Source organism: Streptomyces sp. NPDC058335 (assembly GCF_042723915.1).
GTDB lineage: Bacteria > Actinomycetota > Actinomycetes > Streptomycetales > Streptomycetaceae > Streptomyces.
Map to the genome: position 1 here is coordinate 40,948 of NZ_JBHXHX010000001.1, position 16,161 is coordinate 57,108.

Genomic DNA, 16,161 nt, shown 5'->3' on the forward strand with positions numbered 1-16,161 from the left:
CGCTGGAGGCGCAGAGCGCGGACATCGACACGGTGTCGGGCGCGACGCTCACCAGCGAGGGCTACAAGGAGTCCCTCCAGGCGGCGATCGACGCGCAGGCGGCGGCAGCCGCGGCCTCCCCGTCACCCTCCGCGGCCTCCCAGGTCGTCGAGGGCACGACGGTGGGCACCGAGAAGGGTGACGTGCAGGTCGAGGTCACCTTCGAGGGTGGTGAGATCACCGCGGTGCGGATGCTGAGGCAGCCGAATCATCCGCAGACGACGGCGGCCGTGCCGACGTTGGTCTCGGAGACGCTGGAGGCGCAGAGCGCGGACATCGACACGGTGTCGGGCGCGACGCTCACCAGCGAGGGCTACAAGGAGTCCCTCCAGGCGGCGATCGACGCGAAGGGCGCCTGACGTGCACCGCGTCGAGCAGGTGATGGGGTTCCCGGTCTCCCTGCGCATCGACGACATCGAGGGCACCGACGACATCGACGTCGTGTCCGAGGCCGGGGACGCCGTGTTCGCCTGGCTGCGCGAGGTCGACGAACGGTTCAGCCCCTTCAAGGCCGACAGCGAGGTCTCCCGGTACGGCCGGGGCGAACTGCCCGCATCCCGGCTCAGCGCCGACCTCGTGGAGATCCTCGGCCTGTGCGAGCGGTACCGGGTCGCCACCGGCGGTGCCTTCGACGCCCGGCTGCCCGGGCGGGGGTTCGATCCCTGCGCGATCGTGAAGGGCTGGTCGGTGCAGCGGGCGGCGGAGCGGCTGGCCGCCGCCGGGGCGGGGCGCTTCTGCCTCAACGCCGGGGGTGACGTCGTCGTCGGCGGGGGCCCGTGGCGGGTGGGGATACGGCACCCGGAGATCGCCGACAAGGTGTGCGCGGTCCTGGAGCTGACCGACGGGGCGGTCGCGACCTCCGCGCGCTACGAACGCGGCGACCACATCGTCGACGGGCGTACCGGGCTCGCGGCCACCGGGCTGCTCTCCGTCAGCGTCGTGGCGTCGACGCTGACGGAGGCGGACGCGGTGGCGACGGCCGCCTTCGCGATGGGGACGGAGGGCGTCCGGTGGGCGGCGGGCCTGGAGGGGTGCGAGGTGTACGCCGTGGACGCGGGGCGAGGCGTCGTACGGACGGCCGGGTTTCCGTCGGCGGGGGTGGCAGCGGCGTGAGTGTCTGGGTGGGGGTGCTGGTGGTCGTGGTGTGGGGGCTGGGGTGGGGTGCGGCGGTGGTGGCGTGGGTGGTTCCTCGCCACGTCGCCCCGTCCCGTCCCGACCCCGGGCGTTCGTCCACCCACCACCCGACTCGGTGAGGTGAAGCCCGCGGGACTTCGAGCCCGTCCGGAGCGGAGGAGGATCACGCTCGGCCGGCGCCGGAAAACGCGTCGCCCCCGCACCGCACCGCATGGTCAACTGCGGTCATGAGCCTGACGAGTGAGATCTTCCTCCTGCGCGAGGACGGCAGCCGCCACATCCTCGGCATCGAGGAGGACGCCAGGCCCGACGGGACGGACCTGGCCGGCCCCGAGTCGTGGCGTACGAAGGTGTGGGGCTCGCCGTCGATCCGCCGCATCGGCGCCCGCTTCCTGCCCGCCCTGGTCGACGTCCGCGACGGCGATGTCGTCGCCCCCGCACAGATCCCCGCCTTTCTGGGCGAGATCGCCCTGGTCCGCGCCGAGTTGACCCGGCTCGCCACGGAGACCCGCACGCCGGACCGGACGGTCGGGCAGCACGCCCGGCACATCGAGAGCCGTCTGGACGGCATGGAGGCGAGCGCACGGTACGCACAGCGGCTCGGCGGAGGCCTGCTGATCTGGTGAAGGGCGGCGGGAAGCCCGTCCCGCCCGTCAAAACCCCCGCAACACGAGCGGTCTAGACTCTCCCCGCAACGGCTCGGAACTCGTGTGGTCGAGAGCGGGCAGATACGGCCAGACCCGAAGGGTATTCGGCGCTTTGATACGGATAGATTCAGTCACCAAGCGGTACCCGGACGGAACGGTGGCGGTCGACCGCCTCTCGCTCGAGATACCCGACCGCTCGATCACCGTCCTCGTCGGCCCCTCGGGATGCGGCAAGACGACGACCCTGCGCATGATCAACCGGATGGTCGAGCCGAGCGAGGGAACCATCCTCATCGACGGCGTCGACAGCCGCCAGCAGCCGGTCAACATCCTGCGCCGTTCCATGGGTTACGTCATCCAGAACGCCGGACTCTTCCAGCACCGCACGATCATCGACAACATCGCGACCGTGCCCCGCCTGCTCGGCTGGAGCAAGGACAAGTCCCGGGCGCGGGCCCGCGAGTTGATGGAGCGCGTCGGCCTCGACGCCTCGCTCGCCAAGCGTTACCCCTACCAGCTCTCCGGCGGACAGCAACAGCGCGTCGGCGTCGCCCGCGCCCTCGCCGCCGACCCGCCGGTCCTGCTGATGGACGAGCCGTTCTCGGCCGTCGACCCGGTCGTCCGCAAGGGCCTCCAGGACGAACTTCTGCGCATCCAGGACGAGTTGGGCAAGACCATCGTCTTCGTCACGCACGACATCGACGAAGCCGTCAAGATCGGAACGATGGTCGCCGTCCTGCGCACCGGCGGCCGCCTCGCCCAGTTCGCGCCGCCCGCCGAACTCCTGTCGAGCCCCGCCGACGCGTTCGTCGAGGACTTCCTCGGCGCCGACCGCGGCATCCGGCGCCTGTCGTTCTTCTCCTCCGCCGGACTCGGCCTGCTGACCGCGCCGATCGTCGCCGTCGACGCCACCGCCGAGCAGATCGCCGCCCGCGCCGACGCCGGAGCGCCCTACCTCCTCGTCACCGACGTCGACGGCAAGCCCCTCGGCTGGAGCGAGCCGGACCGGCTGACCGCGGGCCGCATCGACCGGGGCCGACTGCTGTCCCACGGGCGGCCGTTCGTGGCCGGACAGGAATCGCTGCGGGCCGCCCTCGACTGCGCCGTCCTCTCGCCCACCGGCTGGGCGGTCGCCGTGGACGGCGAAGGACGGGCGGCCGGAGTCGTCTCCCAGCAGGCCATCGGCGAGGCGATCCGCGGAGCCCACGAGGACAGCGTCAGTCCGCCCAAGGTCCTGCGATGAGCGGCTTCTTCGACATCCCCAGCGACCTCCAGCACAGCTGGTGGGGCCTCATCGGACTGCACCTGCGCGAGGCCCTGCTGCCCGTCCTGGCCGGCCTGCTGCTCGCCCTCCCGCTCGGCCAACTCTGCGTGCGCGTGCGCTGGTTGTACGCGCCGGTGCTATGGGTGACCACCGTGCTGTACGCCATCCCGTCGCTGGCCTTCTTCGTCGTCCTCATCGACTACACCGGCCAGACCGAGCTGACCGTGATGATCCCGCTGACCGTGTACAGCCTGGTCGTGCTGATCCCCGCGATCGTCGACGCGGTGCGCTCGGTGCCGCAGGAGACCCTCGCCGCGGCCACCGCCATGGGCTTCGGGCCCGTACGCCGCTATCTCCAGGTCCAGTTGCCGATCGCCGTGCCCGCGATCATCGCCGGGCTGCGGGTGGCCACCGTCTCCAGCATCAGCCTCGTCAGCGTCGGCACCCTCATCGGCAACCAGGGCGCCCTCGGCAACCTGCTCCACGACGCCACCATCTACAACCGTCCCGAACTCGCCTGGAACGCCGTCATCACCATGGCCGTCCTGGCGATGCTCGCCGACGCCGCGCTGGTGCTCGTACGCATCCTGCTCACTCCCTGGATGCCGAGCGGCGCCGACCGCCGCACGACGCCCAGATCCGCCGGGACCCGGCCCGTACCGGCCGAGCCCGCCCTGAAGGACGCAGCCCGGTGAACGTACTCGACTTCGTCAGCGCCTTCTTCAGCGACAGCGCCCACTGGCAGGGCTACGACGGCATCCCCACCCGCCTGAGCGAACACCTCGGGTACACGCTGGAGGCGCTCGCCATCGCCGCCGTGATCGGACTGCCGGTCGGCCTGATCACCGGCCACTACGGCCGCGGCGGCAACGCCCTCTCCCTCATCGCCACCGCAGGACGGGCCCTGCCCACCTTCGGTCTGCTCGTGCTGATGACGATGCTGATCGGGTTCGGCATGCTGCCCGTGATGATCCCGCTGGTCGTCCTCGCCGTCCCGCCCATCCTGGTCACCACCTATGAGGCGATGCGCTCCGTCGACCCGTCCCCGGTGGACGCCGCGCGCGGCATGGGCATGGCCGAGACCCGGATCCTCCTCCAGGTGGAAGTCCCGGTCGCCCTCCCGCTGATCCTCGGCGGCCTGCGCTCGGCCGCCATCCAGATCGTCTCCACCGCCACCATCGCCGCGTACGTCAGCCTCGGCGGCCTCGGCCGCTACATCATCGACGGCCTCTACCAGCGCGACTACGAGAAGGTCGTCGGCGGCGCCAGCCTCACCGCCGGCATGGCGCTGGCCACCCTCGCGGTGTTCTGGGCGATCACCAAGGTGACGGTGTCACCGGGGGTGCGCAGAAGCGCGTAGCGGCCAGGCCGCCGACCGGCGGGCCGCCGACCGGCAGGGCTGTCGGCGGCCACCGTCGGCGGCCACCGTCGACAGCCGTGCCGTCGACAGCTGTGCCGTCGATCGCCAGGCCGTCGGATTGGGCCGTACGGCGATCGCGTCCACCTCGAACAGCTTCCCCGGCAGGGCCGGCGCGGCCACCCCGCTCAGCGTCTGCGCGGGGGGCGGGCGTGCAACGCCTTACCGAGGGTTTCCAGCGTGGTCGGGTCGCGGTCGACGACGAACGAGCCCAGCCGTACGACGTGTTCCGGACCGTGGCCCACCCCGGCCGGCGCCGACTCCAGCCGGTCGAAGGCGCGGTCGACCTGCGCGGCGAAGCCACCCGGCACGGGCGCGCCGGAGGCGCCGGAGGCGTACTGCCCGGCGATGAGGACGAGTTCGCCGGGCGCCGAGACGGTGTGGCCGCAGCCGAGGGCGTCGGATCGTGCGGGGCGGGCGGGTTGGTGCTCGTCCGTGCGTCGCGGCCGCTCACAGCGGGCACAACCCGCCCGACGATCAAGGGTGTTCCCGTGCCGCCCGGATCAGGACGCCGTCACCCCTCCGACCGGGCCAGTGCCTGCTCCAGGACCACCAGCAGAGCGTCCCGCACCGAGCCGCGCTCGCGGGCGTCGAAGACGAGCACCGGGACGCCCTCGGACACGTCGAGGGCCCAGCGGACCTCGTCCAGCCCGTGCTCGACCTGACCGTCGAAAGCGTTTACGGCAACGGCGAACGGAATCCGCTTGTGCTCGAAGTAGTCGACGGCGGCGTAGCAGTCGTCGAGGCGGCGGGTGTCGACGATGACGAGCCCGCCGACCGCGCCCTCCACGATGTCGTCCCACATGAACCCGAATCGTTCCTGTCCGGGCGTGCCGAACAGATACAGCTTCAGGGTCGGGTCGATGGTGATGCAGCCGAAGTCCATCGCGACCGTGGTGGTGGTCTTGCGCGGGGTGTGGCTGAGGTCGTCCACCCCCGCCGCCACCTCGGTGATGGCCGCCTCGGTGGTCAGCGGCTCGATCTCGGAGATCGAGCCGACGGCGGTGGTCTTGCCCACGCCGAAGCCGCCCGCGATCACCAGTTTCACCGGCAGCGGCGGCCGTACGGCGGCCTGACCGGCGAAATGGCCGACAAGCGGTTCAGTCGGAGTCACGGAGTACCCCCCGGGAGTCGGGGATGGCCCGCAGGCCATCGATAACCCTGCGCAGGACGGACGCGTCATGGGTGACGCCGGAGTCGGGCACGTGCACCGACAGCTGCCCGGCCGCGCGCAGGTCCTCGGCGAGGACCCGCACCACGTTCAGGTGCAGCCGCAGCCGGGCCGCGATCTCTGCGATCGACTGCGGCTGCCTGCATGCGGCGACGATGTCGTGCTGTTCGAAGGAGAGCCGGTCGAGCGCTTCGAGCCCGGCGGCGGTGGCCACCAGCTGGGTCTCCACGGGCATCGGCCGGCCGGTCGCGGCCTCACCCGCGCCGGCCACCCGGCCGGCGGTGACCAGGAAGGGCCGGACGGCGGACGCCGGGCCGACGGGTGCGACGCCGTCCTCGCCGGCGCCGCGCGGAGTGCGGCCGTCCGCCATCGGTGGTTGGTTTCCTCTCTGGACCGGCGGCGGGCGCTCAGCGCGACCTGGTGGCGCCGACGCTGTTCTTCAGCTCCAGCACGAGCTGAGGGCTGAGCGCGGTGCCGGCCCGGTTGGCGAACACGGTCATCTCGTAGGCGATGTTGCCCAGCTTGGCCTCCTTGTCGGTGACCACGCCGAGCACGGCGCCGCTGCCGATCGCGGAGACCAGCACGTGGCCGCCCTCCAGATCGATGATGACCTTGTTCAGGCCGCCCAGGCCGTAGTTGCCGGAGGCGCCCGCGGCCAGGCTGGTGATGCCGGAGACGATCGCGGCCAGCCGCTCCGAGTCGGCGTGCTCGCGCAGCTCCGACACGGCGATCAGCAGGCCGTCGGTGGACACCGCGATGGCGTCCACGACCCCTGCCGTCTCGGTGGCGAAACGGTTGAGCAGCCAGGTGAAATCGGCTGCGGCGGCCCGCAGGTCGGTCGGCGTGGCGCCTCCCGCGGGAGTCTCACCTGTCGACGTGCTCACTGCTCGGCTCCTTCCGGAAGGTGGTTCTGGTGGTGCGTGGTGTTCCGGTCATGATCGGTCCGGTCGTCGGTCCGGTGGGCTGTCCGGTCGTCCGTCCGGCGGTCGGTCCGGCGGTCGGTCGTACCGTCGTCGCCCTCGGCGTCGTCGCGGAGGGCGGGACCGTCGGTCGTCGGGCGAGGATGCTCGCCGGTGTCACGGTGGGCGCGTTCCACCGCCGCCTCGAACTCCTCCAGCGCGCTGCGGACGGCGTCCGCGTCGGCGGGCGGAGGCGGCGACAGCCGCGCGCTCTGCTGGGCGGCGGCCTCCGCGGTGGTCCGCAGGGTGGCCCCGCGGACGCGGCGGCGGAGCGGACGGGCACCGTCGGGGGCCGTGTCCACCGCCGGGCGGGGCGGGCTCTCGCCGTCGTGGGCGGCGTCGTGCGTGCGGGTGCGGGCCGTGGGCTCCGCGGAGCCCGGCGCGGAGGCGCCGACTCGCGCCCCGGGGAGTACGGCGATGCCGGCGGGCTCGGTGCCGACGGGTTCGGTACGAGCGTGCGGCGCGGGCTCCGCCGTACGGTCGTGGACGGTCGGTTCCTCGGGACGGGGGCCGGGGACCAGGGGGGACTCCGCCTCGGGCTCGGCATCGGCCTCGGGCTCGGCATCGGCCTCGGGCTCGGCATCGGCCTCGGGCTCGGCATCGGCCTCGGGCTCGGCCTCGGCCTCGGCCGACTCGCGTCGAGGCACCCGGCGGGGGAGCGGAACCGGGTCCTGGTCCTCCGCCGCCCAGGCCGGCACGGAGGCCGCCCGCGAGGGGCCGCCCGCGGGGATCGGGGCCGGGGCCGACGCGGTGGGGGAGACCGGCGTACCCGGCACGGCGGTGGCCGTCGCACCGGACGTCGTACCCGCCGTCGCACCGGACGGGAGGGCGGTCCTGGCGTCGGGCGGGAGTGCCGCCGTCGCCGGGGCCGCTCCCTTGAGGGCCGCGCCGCTCAGGGTCAGGAGCAGGGCGGAGGGGATGGCGACCTCCGCCGTCACGCCGCCGCCCGGGGTGCGGGTGAGGGTGACGTCGATGTCCCAGCGGCGGGCCAGCGCGCCGACCACGAACAGGCCGAGCACCTTGGTCGGGACGAGGTCGAGGCGTTCGCGGCGCACCAGGCGGGCGTTCTCCTCGGCGAGCCGCCCGGCGCTCATGCCCAGGCCGTGGTCGGCGACGGTGATCGTCGCGCCGTCGTCGCCGGGCCGGACCCGTACCTCGACGGGGCTGCCCTCGGGGGAGAACGACACGGCGTTCTCCAGGAGTTCGGCGATCATCAGGGTCAGGTCGCCGATGATGTCGGGCTCGACCATGACCTCGGTGCCGGCGTACAGCTGCACGCGCCGGAAGCCCTCGATCTGGCCGAGCGCGGCGCGCACCACGTTGGTGAGTGCGGCCGGACCGGAGTCGAGAACGGTTTCGCGAATACCGGCCAGCAGCATCAGGCTGTCGGCGTTGCGGCGCAGCCGGACCGCGATGTGGTCGATGGAGTAGAGGCGTTCGAGCAGCGCGGGGTCGGTCTCGCCGCGCTCCACCGCGTCGATCAACGCGAGTTGACGTGTCGTCAGGTTGCTGACGCGGCGGCCCACGTTGCCGAACATCTCGGCGACGTTGCGCCGGCTGAGCACCTGACGTTCCAGCAGCGCTGCCGCTGTCGTCTGGACGTTGTTCAAGGCCTCGGCGAGCGCGCCGATCTCGTCGTCGGCGGTGACCGGCAGCTCGCGCAGCCGCGGCGGCCCGCTCTCCTCGGCGTCGTCGTCGGCCACCCGGGCAAGCTCGCGTCCGGCGACGTCGGCGACCTCCTGAGCGGCCCCGGTCAGGGCCAGCACCGGACGGATCACGGAGCGGCGCACCAGGGCCGCCAGCCCGATCCAGAGGGCGAAGCCCAGCAGCGCCAGGGTCAGCAGCAGACCCGCGCGCCACTCGGCGCTGGCGGCCGCGTCGTCGGCACGGTCGGCGATCTGGTCGATGAGCGAGCCGGTGATCTTCAGCCGGGACTCGGCCTGCTCGTTGTAGTGGTGGTAGGAGTCCAGCGCCTCGCGGAACGCGGTGCGGATCTCTTCCCGTGACTCGGCCTGCAACGCACTGGGATCGACGGCGAGTTCGGCGTAGTGCTGCCCGATGACGGCCTGCGCCGCGTTGTGCTCGATGTCGCCGAGGAGGTCGGTCTGCGCCTCGGTGGCGAACCGGGCGAAACGTGCGGCCTGGTAGGTGTACAGCTCGTGGGAGCCGACCGCGCCGGTGAACTCGATGAGCGCGTTGCTGTCGCCGGTCCGCGCCGAGAACACGCCGGTCTCGTAGGCGCCGTGGGCGGCGTCGGCCCGCAGCAGCGAGTCGAGCAGGCTGCCGGTGAAGGTGGTGGCGAGGGAGGTGTTGCGCTCGAGGCCGAGGCCGTCGATGACGCCGTCGGCGGCGCCCGAGTACGCCGGGTCGATGTTGTCGGCCGGCAGATAGCCCTGCTCGATGGTGTCCCGCAGGCCGGCCAGGCCCTCGATCTCGCGCAGCGCCTGCGCCTCGGTGTCCGGCAGCCGGTCGCCGAAGGCGTCGCGCACCTTCTGGATCTGCGAGTCCACGGCGAGCTGGGCGATCCGGTAGGCGGAGGTGGAGGGCGTGCCCCCGTCGAAGGACGCCTCGTAGCGCACGGAGAGCAGGACGGCCTGCTGGTGTTCGGCCTGCACGTCGGCGACCAGCTGGGCGACCTGGGCGCTGTCCCGGACCAGTTGGGCGGCCGACTCGGAGTGGTCGGACTCCTCCAGCAGGTCGGTGATGAGCCAGGTCAGCAGGAGGGCGATCACTGTCAGCGGGACGCCGACGAGGACGTTGAGCTTGCGCTGGAAGGGCCACCGGTCGGCGAATCCCCGCAGGCCCCCGCGGACGGACGAGGCCGCCGACCGTCGGGATCCCCCCTGGTCGTGCCGCTCGTGCGAAGCCGAGGGACGGGGGGAGGGCGCGTCCACCTTGGTCGTGGACACCAGGCCTCCTTCATGAGGTCGTGCGCACCGCGCGACGCACGCTTCTGTCCGATTGTGATCGACGTTTTCAGCAACCCGGTCGGGCGCGCGACGGCACCACGAGTGATGCGTCACGGCACCGGAGCGGCCCCCGCACACCGCTGTGACCGACGCCAACTCCGGCGAGACTATCGCCTCTTCGAACGATCAAGCGTGTCGCCCTACGTCAAGAATCCATTACAAAGCGCCGTCTCACGGGTGTCGTACTGGCGTTTCCTCCTTCACAAATGGTCACAACCGCTTGCGCATCGAAGCCAATCGGTGACCCGGTGGCACTTGACTGACGGAGAACGCGCTGGATTGGATCAGGTGGAGCGTTCGTTTACTCCACCAACCTCCGAGCCCGGAACGGCAGACGTGACTTCCAACGCCCACAGCAGCAGGTCCCTCAGGAACCACCCAGGCGCGGCGGCCGTCGCGCTCGCCGCGATGACGGCCCTGCTGGCGGGTTGTTCCTCCTCCGACGACTCCGACCCGCTCTCCGAGGACAAGGCGGCCGGTGACACCGTCGTCGTCGGCTCCAACAACTTCGCCGAGAGCATCCTGCTGGCCGACATCTACGGCGAGGCCCTCAAGGCCAAGGACATCAAGGTGTCCTACAAGCCCAACATCGGCAGCCGTGAGACCACGTACGGCCTGCTAAAGAACGGTTCCATCACCGTCCTGCCCGAGTACAACGGCTCGCTGCTGGCGTACCTCGACGCCAAGGCCGAGCAGAAGTCGCTCGAGGCCGTCAACACCGCGGCCAAGGCGAAGCTCGACCCGAAGCTGACCCTGCTGGAGTCCTCGCCCGCCGAGGACAAGGACTCCGTCACGGTCAACGCGGACACCGCGAAGAAGTACAACCTCACCGCGCAGTCCACCCTGGCCGACCTCAAGGACATCGCTCCCGACCTGGTCCTCGGCGGTTCGCCCGAGTTCCAGACCCGGCAGCAGGGCATGGTCGGCCTGGAAGCGGTGTACGGACTGAAGTTCAAGTCCTTCAAGGCGCTGGACGCCGGCGGTCCGCTGACCCAGGCCGCGCTGAAGAAGAACACCGTGCAGGCGGCGGACATCTTCACCACGGACCCGACCATCACCAAGGAGAAGTTCGTCGTCCTCCGGGACCCGGAGAACCTCTTCGGCTTCGCCAACGTGACCCCGCTCGTCTACAAGAGCGGGCTCTCCCAGGAGGGCGTCGACGCGCTCAACGCGGTCTCCGCCAAGCTCGACACGAAGACCCTGCTGGACCTGGACTACCAGGTCCAGCTGGAGAGCAAGGACCCGCTGGACGTCGCCAAGGCGTGGCTGAAGTCCGTCGGACTGGGCTGACCTGCCCGCGTTGGACACGACAGCACCCCTGGTCGTCCTGAATGGCACCACCCTCACCGTCGGCGAGCTGATCGCGCTCGTCGACGGTGCGGCCGTGCCGGCGGTCGCCCCCGAGGCCCGCGAGCGGGCGGTACGTTCCTTCCGCGCCGGCCGCCGGCTGGCCGCCGCCGGACGGCTGTACGGCCGCGGCACCGGCGTCGGCGCCCACCGCGCGGTGTCCGTCGACGCGGACGACGAGACCGCGCACGGCCTGCGCGTGCTGCGCAGCCACGCGGGCGGCGCGGGCGCGCTGCTGCCCGCCCGCCAGGTCCGCGCGATGCTCGCGATCCGCGCCAACCAGCTCCTCGCCGGCGGCTCCGGCATCCACCCCGACTTCATCGACGCCCTCACCGAAGCCCTCCACCTGGGCGTCCACCCGGCCGTCAACGAATACGGCGCGGTAGGCACCGGCGACCTGACGGCCCTGGCCCAGACGGGCCTGACCCTCCTGGGCGAACGGCCTTGGCTGGAGAGCGGGTTGGGCGGGCCGAGCGGTTCGGGAGGAACCCGGGCCGAGTCTCCGTCTGCCCCCGGACCTGCGGCCACGGCTGTCCCTCGGGGGCCTGGGGCCACGGTTGCCCCTCAGAGGCCTGGGGCCACGTCCGGTCCGGCTGGGCCTGCGACCGCGGCTGTTCCGGCCGGGCTTGCGGCCATGGCTGCCCCTCGGAGGGCTGCGGCCACCGTTGCCCCTCGGGGGCTTGCGGCCACGTCTGTTCCGGCTGGGCCTGCGGCCGAGGCTGTTCCTTCCGGAGCCGCCGTGCTGCCTGTTCCGGCCGGGCCTGCGATCACGGTCGGTCCCGCTGGGCCTGCGATCACGGTTGGTCCCGCTGGGCGTGGGGCCGCGGCTGTTCCGGCTGGGCCTGCGGTCACGGTTGCCCCTCGGGGGCCTGCGGCCGCGTCTGTTCCTTCCGGAGCCGCCGTGATGCCTGTTCCGGCCGGGCCTGCGATCACGGTTGGTCCCGCTGGGCCTGCGATCACGGTTGGTCCCGCTGGGCGTGGGGCCGCGGCTGTTCCGGCTGGGCCTGCGGCCACGGTCGGTCCCGCTGGGCCTGCGACCACGGTCGGTCCCGCTGGGCCTGCGGCCGCGTCTGTTCCTCCCGGAGCCGCCGTGCTGCCTGTTCCGGCTGGGCCTGCGATCACGCCTGTTCCAGCCGGACCCGCGACCACGTCTGCTCCGGCTGATTCCGTGCCCGAAGCCGTCCCTGCGGAGAGGGGCAGCGCGCCCGAAGTCCCGGACAGGGGCGCCGACACGGCAGTCGACGGCAACTCCGCGTCGACCGGCACCGCGGCCGTCGGCGCCGCCGACCGTACCTCCCTCCCCACCCCCGTGACCCTCCGCCCCGGTGACGCGCTCGCGTTGCTCAGCAGCAATGCGCTCGCGCTGGGGCAGGCCGCGCTGGGCCTGCACGAGGTGGACGGGTTGCTGCGGGCCACCCATGCCGTGGCCGCTCTCGCGCTGGCCGCCGTCTCCGGGTCGGCCGAGGCGTACGCCGCGCCCGTGCACGCCCTGCGGCCCTACCCCGGCGCGGTCCGTGCGGCCGGAGAGGTGCGACGGATGCTCGGGCTGCCGGACCGGCCGGAGGGTTCCGGACGCCGTATCCAGGACCCGTACGGCTTCCGTGCCTTCCCTCAGGTCCACGGCTGCGCCCTGGACGCGGCGGAGCGACTCCGCGAGGTCGTCGAGGCGGAGGTCAACTGCCCTTCGGAGAACCCCCTCCTGGCCCTCGACGGCAGCGCGGCCTACCACCACGGCGGCTTCTTCGCCGCGCCTCTGGGCCATGCCCTGGAGACGGTGAACCTCACGCTGCTCCAGACCGCCCAGCTCTCGGCGGCCCGCCTGACCGCACTCGGCGACCCCGCTCTCACCGGCCTGCCCGCGTTTCTCGCCACCGGCCCGGCCAGCAGCTCGGGCACGATGATCCTGGAGTACACCGCCAACTCCGCACTGGCGGAGCTGCGTTCCTGCGCGGCCCCAGCCTCCGTCGGCCACGCCGTCCTCTCACGCGGCCTGGAGGAGGCGGCCAGCTTCGCCGGCCAGGCCGCCCGTCAGACCCTGCGCGCGGCAGAGGCGTACCGCACGGTCCTGGGCTGCGAACTCGTCGCTGCTGTACGGGCGTTGAGAATGCACCCCGTACCACCGGAGGTCGCCGCCTTCACCGTGGCGGCCGGCGCCCTGCCCGACGGCACGGAGGACCGCCCACTGACCGGTGACGTGACGGCGGCGGCCGACCTGCTGCCGCTGCTCGCACAATTGTGAGCGCCGCTTCCCACGCCCGGCTACCCTCGTCGATCATGAACAGGCGGCGGCAGAAGAAACTGGCCACGAAACTGGTTACCGCGGTGTTGCTCGACGAGGACGCCCGTGTCGACGCACTGCTGCGGGCCGGCGCCGACCCGGCGGCGGCCGACCGCGACGGCACCACCGCGCTGTACCTCGCTTCCGTCCAGGGCCACCCCGGCATCGCCCGCCGGTTGCTGGAAGCCGGCGCTCCGCCCGACGCGGAGAGCGCCGGACCCGGCTCGGAGGGCACGCCGCTGTGCGCGGCCGCCTGCTGGGGGCACACCGAGACGGTCCGCACCCTCCTGGCGCACGGCGCCGACCCCGGCCTGCGCGAGGACCGGGGCACGGGCCGGACACCGCTGGAGTGGGCGCGGCGGGGACCGCACCCCGAGACGATCGCCGTGCTGCGCGCCGCGGGGTCGGCCGCTCCCACGCCGTAGGGGCGCCGACGGAACAGGGGCCGGGCGCGATCCCCGCCGACGGTGGATCGTGCCCGGCCCCTGCGGTGAGCCCTGCGGAGTCCCGCTCAGGCGGGCTCACCGGCCTGCGCCAACGACGACTGATCGGCCGTCCGCGCCTCCTTGCGCCGCTGTCTGCGGACCCTGCGCGTCTCCTGGTCCGGCAGCCATCCGAAGGTCAGGCAACTGCCCACGACCCCGAGGAGCAGGCCGACGAGGAAGCCCCCGAGGTTCGAGGTGGGCCACGTTCCCAGGGAGAGCAGGACGCCGATGACCGAGTAGAACAGCCGCTGCGTCGGGTTGAACAGGATCAGCAGCCCGATCAGCACCATGAGGGTCGGCAGCAGATAGCCGGCCACACCCTGCATGCCGATGCGCAGGATCACCGGAAGCGGCGCCTTCATGGTGACCAGGATCTCCGCGCCGCCCAGGACGAGCAGCAGCCCGCCCGGGAAGGGTCGGCCCGCGGTCCACCGCCGGAAGCGGTTCATCGCGGGCAGCCCTCGCCCCCGAAGCGCATGTGCAGGTCGGGCAGCTTGAACACGGCGGCCGTGGAGGCGTAGTTGTGCTGGTACAGGTTGTTGATGACGACCTTGTCCGCCTGCTGGCCGTAGACCCCCGGCATGCCGCGGGTGTCGACCTTGTCGAAGGTGCTGGCGTCGCGGCCGATCTCGATGTTGTTGAACGAGGCGTCGCCGGTGATGTCGTCCGAGTCGATGGCCAGGTTCTCCACGCTCACCTTGGTGCCCTTGTCGCCCGCGGTGAGGACGAGCTGGATGCCACCGAGGTCGACGCTCTGGCACAGGCTGGTCAGCTTGCCCGACTTCACCACCGAGGTGACGACCAGCACCTGACCGCCGGTGTCGCCCTCGTTGGGACTGTTCTCGATCATGTGGTCCAGCGAGCCGAACTGCGCGAAACCGTTCCCTTCGAGCTTGTCGGCGGTCACCACGAAGGGCATGCCGGAGATCGCGAACTGCACACCCAGGGCTCCCTGGGCGGTGAGCACCGCGAGGCCGGCGGCGACGAAGGTGGCGGGCACGGCCATTACGGCCGCCCGGCGCAGCCGGACCCGGCCGCGTCTTTCTGCGGAACCGCTTTCCGGGTTCCCGGGGGTGTTCTCGGCGGACGACGTGACGTCCGAGGACGAGGCCATGTCTGCTCCCATGGGCATAGTCATGCGGGTTGGGCTTCAGTGGCGTGTTGTCCTGGCGCGGACAGCGGCTGCCGCGCACGTCTCCTCGCAACTCCCGGAAGCCGCAAGGGCTTTCTCGTTACGCGTCAGTAGCCGATTCGGAAGTTACCGATGGTTACACCGCAGGGTCAAGGGAGATGTGGAAAAAGGGTGTGCGAAGTGTGCCGCCCGGCCGACCGGCACGTTCGCCGGCTCCTCGCATATATCTGCGTTCCCACCAACTTCCGCAGGAGCGCTTGACGTTGACGGTCCATCAGGTCTACAACTCTCGGTGACTCAGCCCGGATCCGTGGCGCCGGATCCGCAGCGCGGTGAGCCGTTCTCCGCGCTCCCGGACCCCCGGTCCGGCCGTCCGAACCGACGGCCGGACCTCCCGTCCATACGGGTACCACCCGCCCGGGCATCCAGCACGGGCCCTCACGCGCCCCGAGTCCGATTCCCGCACGGCGCCGCCACGGCCGCTTCCCCCTGCCGGCCGTGCCCGCCGCCATCTCCGCTGCCGGTCCGTCACGTACGGAGAAGGCGTTTCCGGGCCGGCACCGGTCGGGGGTCGACTCGCGTCCAGCAACTCCCCCGAGCGCACCTTTCGGAACACCTCTCAGAACGCCTTTCAGAAAACCTCTGAGGCACCCCCACTTGAGAAACGAGGCACCCGCATGCGCACTCGCCCTCTCCTCGCCCTCGCCGGTACCGTCGCCGCCCTCTCGCTGACGGCGGTCACCCCGGCCTCCGCGGCCGACCCGGCCGTCCTCACCACGGCCAACGGCGACGTCGCGGTCGGTGACGTCCTCACCGCCTCCCTCGCGAGCGGCACCAACGCCACCCTCTACTCCTCGGCCACCGGCACCAGCGGCGTCTCCTGCGCCTCCTCGGGCTTCACGGCCACCGTCACCGCCAACCCCACCGCCCCCGGCACGGCCACCGAGTCACTCACCGGGCACACCTTCGGCAGCTGCTCCGCGAACGTCGCGGGCGTGCTCGGCGTCACCAGCATCACGGTCAACAACCTGCCGTACTCCACGGCGGTGTCCTCCGGCGGCACCGTCACGGTGACCCCGGCGGCCGGCTCCGCCATCCAGACGACGGTCGTGCTGCGCACCCTCCTCGGCAGCATCAACTGCGTCTACCGGGCGCCCAGCCTGACCGGCGCGGCGAGCAACGCCGACAACAGCATCACCTTCACCAGCCAGCACTTCACCAAGTCGTCCGGCTCGTCGCTGTGCTTCGCAAACGGATACTTCACCGCCAAGTACGCCCCGGTGACCGCCGCGGGCGCAGCCGTCACCGTCAACTGACCC

Annotated in this window: 16 protein-coding genes and 2 pseudogenes; 11 read left to right on the plus strand and 7 right to left on the minus strand. The window is 72.0% G+C overall.

Annotation, left to right across the window (positions count from 1 at the left end; genetic code table 11):
• The 6 genes from ACFWJX_RS00195 to ACFWJX_RS00220 form a co-directional block, all read left to right on the plus strand.
• The coding region (locus ACFWJX_RS00195) for an FMN-binding protein (protein WP_383234457.1) at positions 1–398 on the plus strand (398 nt) is incomplete at its 5' end.
• A 22-nt stretch (positions 399–420) separates the two neighbouring features.
• Complete coding sequence (locus tag ACFWJX_RS00200) at positions 421–1,152, plus strand: FAD:protein FMN transferase (protein ID WP_383235863.1); 732 nt, start codon at positions 421–423, stop codon at positions 1,150–1,152.
• Between the two features lie 248 nt (positions 1,153–1,400).
• Entirely contained in the window at positions 1,401–1,799 is a 399-nt protein-coding gene (locus tag ACFWJX_RS00205; protein WP_383234460.1) for a hypothetical protein, read from the plus strand.
• A gap of 133 nt (positions 1,800–1,932) precedes the next feature.
• Positions 1,933–3,063 carry an ABC transporter ATP-binding protein gene (locus ACFWJX_RS00210; protein ID WP_383234463.1) on the plus strand — a complete coding sequence of 377 codons (1,131 nt, stop codon included), beginning with the start codon at positions 1,933–1,935 and terminating at the stop codon, positions 3,061–3,063.
• Entirely contained in the window at positions 3,060–3,779 is a 720-nt protein-coding gene (locus ACFWJX_RS00215) for an ABC transporter permease (RefSeq protein WP_383234466.1), read from the plus strand. The genes ACFWJX_RS00210 and ACFWJX_RS00215 overlap by 4 nt, the downstream gene beginning before the upstream one ends.
• On the plus strand, positions 3,776–4,444 hold the full coding sequence (locus ACFWJX_RS00220; RefSeq protein WP_383234469.1) for an ABC transporter permease: 669 nt from the start codon (positions 3,776–3,778) through the stop codon (positions 4,442–4,444). Before ACFWJX_RS00215 ends, ACFWJX_RS00220 begins: the two co-directional genes overlap by 4 nt.
• A gap of 120 nt (positions 4,445–4,564) precedes the next feature.
• On the opposite strand, the pseudogene ACFWJX_RS00225 reads toward ACFWJX_RS00220, so the two are convergent.
• The 5 genes and pseudogenes from ACFWJX_RS00225 to ACFWJX_RS00245 form a co-directional block, all read right to left on the minus strand.
• A pseudogene (locus ACFWJX_RS00225) lies at positions 4,565–4,955 on the minus strand (RidA family protein); the annotation flags it as partial.
• 60 nt (positions 4,956–5,015) lie between these two features.
• Complete coding sequence (locus tag ACFWJX_RS00230; protein WP_073498991.1) at positions 5,016–5,615, minus strand: ATP/GTP-binding protein; 600 nt, start codon at positions 5,613–5,615, stop codon at positions 5,016–5,018.
• Positions 5,602–6,042 (minus strand): DUF742 domain-containing protein, encoded by a 441-nt coding sequence (locus tag ACFWJX_RS00235; RefSeq protein WP_383234474.1) that lies wholly within the window; start codon positions 6,040–6,042, stop codon positions 5,602–5,604. The genes ACFWJX_RS00230 and ACFWJX_RS00235 overlap by 14 nt, the downstream gene beginning before the upstream one ends.
• 37 nt (positions 6,043–6,079) lie before the next feature.
• A complete protein-coding gene (locus tag ACFWJX_RS00240) occupies positions 6,080–6,556 on the minus strand; it encodes a roadblock/LC7 domain-containing protein (protein ID WP_383234477.1) in 477 nt (158 codons plus the stop codon).
• Complete coding sequence (locus ACFWJX_RS00245) at positions 6,553–9,540, minus strand: ATP-binding protein (protein WP_383234480.1); 2,988 nt, start codon at positions 9,538–9,540, stop codon at positions 6,553–6,555. Before ACFWJX_RS00245 ends, ACFWJX_RS00240 begins: the two co-directional genes overlap by 4 nt.
• Positions 9,541–9,936: 396 nt before the next feature.
• On the opposite strand from ACFWJX_RS00245, the gene ACFWJX_RS00250 reads away from it, so the two are divergent.
• The 4 genes and pseudogenes from ACFWJX_RS00250 to ACFWJX_RS00265 all read left to right on the plus strand — a co-directional run bounded on the left by ACFWJX_RS00250 (position 9,937) and on the right by ACFWJX_RS00265 (position 13,650).
• Positions 9,937–10,890, plus strand: coding sequence for an ABC transporter substrate-binding protein (locus ACFWJX_RS00250; RefSeq protein ID WP_383234483.1), 954 nt, complete (start codon positions 9,937–9,939; stop codon positions 10,888–10,890).
• Positions 10,891–10,900: 10 nt separating this feature from the next.
• Positions 10,901–11,383, plus strand: a pseudogene (locus ACFWJX_RS00255) (aromatic amino acid lyase); the annotation flags it as partial.
• Between the two features lie 732 nt (positions 11,384–12,115).
• On the plus strand, positions 12,116–13,186 hold the full coding sequence (locus ACFWJX_RS00260; protein ID WP_383235866.1) for an aromatic amino acid ammonia-lyase: 1,071 nt from the start codon (positions 12,116–12,118) through the stop codon (positions 13,184–13,186).
• Between the two features lie 35 nt (positions 13,187–13,221).
• Positions 13,222–13,650: an ankyrin repeat domain-containing protein gene (locus ACFWJX_RS00265; protein WP_383234486.1), complete on the plus strand. Its 429-nt coding sequence runs from the start codon at positions 13,222–13,224 to the stop codon at positions 13,648–13,650.
• Between the two features lie 86 nt (positions 13,651–13,736).
• On the opposite strand, the gene ACFWJX_RS00270 is transcribed toward ACFWJX_RS00265, so the two are convergent.
• Together ACFWJX_RS00270 and ACFWJX_RS00275 are read right to left on the minus strand one after the other, a co-directional pair.
• Positions 13,737–14,159: a DUF6114 domain-containing protein gene (locus ACFWJX_RS00270; protein WP_383234489.1), complete on the minus strand. Its 423-nt coding sequence runs from the start codon at positions 14,157–14,159 to the stop codon at positions 13,737–13,739.
• The gene (locus tag ACFWJX_RS00275; protein ID WP_383234492.1) at positions 14,156–14,824 is read right to left on the minus strand and encodes a DUF6230 family protein; all 669 of its coding nucleotides are present in this window, start codon (positions 14,822–14,824) and stop codon (positions 14,156–14,158) included. The genes ACFWJX_RS00270 and ACFWJX_RS00275 overlap by 4 nt, the downstream gene beginning before the upstream one ends.
• 695 nt (positions 14,825–15,519) lie before the next feature.
• Here ACFWJX_RS00275 and ACFWJX_RS00280 point away from each other — a divergent pair.
• Positions 15,520–16,158: a Tat pathway signal sequence domain protein gene (locus ACFWJX_RS00280; protein ID WP_383234495.1), complete on the plus strand. Its 639-nt coding sequence runs from the start codon at positions 15,520–15,522 to the stop codon at positions 16,156–16,158.
• Positions 16,159–16,161: the final 3 nt, after the last annotated feature.

What these genes read in the sequence shown, in the direction of transcription:
- ACFWJX_RS00270 (WP_383234489.1), bottom strand. Translation starts at nt 14,159, where the DNA reads ATGAACCGCTTCCGGCGGTGGACCGCGGGCCGACCCTTCCCGGGCGGG.
- ACFWJX_RS00275 (WP_383234492.1), bottom strand. Translation starts at nt 14,824, where the DNA reads ATGGCCTCGTCCTCGGACGTCACGTCGTCCGCCGAGAACACCCCCGGG.
- ACFWJX_RS00265 (WP_383234486.1), top strand. Translation starts at nt 13,222, where the DNA reads ATGAACAGGCGGCGGCAGAAGAAACTGGCCACGAAACTGGTTACCGCG.
- ACFWJX_RS00200 (WP_383235863.1), top strand. Translation starts at nt 421, where the DNA reads ATGGGGTTCCCGGTCTCCCTGCGCATCGACGACATCGAGGGCACCGAC.
- ACFWJX_RS00215 (WP_383234466.1), top strand. Translation starts at nt 3,060, where the DNA reads ATGAGCGGCTTCTTCGACATCCCCAGCGACCTCCAGCACAGCTGGTGG.
- ACFWJX_RS00280 (WP_383234495.1), top strand. Translation starts at nt 15,520, where the DNA reads ATGCGCACTCGCCCTCTCCTCGCCCTCGCCGGTACCGTCGCCGCCCTC.
- ACFWJX_RS00235 (WP_383234474.1), bottom strand. Translation starts at nt 6,042, where the DNA reads ATGGCGGACGGCCGCACTCCGCGCGGCGCCGGCGAGGACGGCGTCGCA.
- ACFWJX_RS00205 (WP_383234460.1), top strand. Translation starts at nt 1,401, where the DNA reads ATGAGCCTGACGAGTGAGATCTTCCTCCTGCGCGAGGACGGCAGCCGC.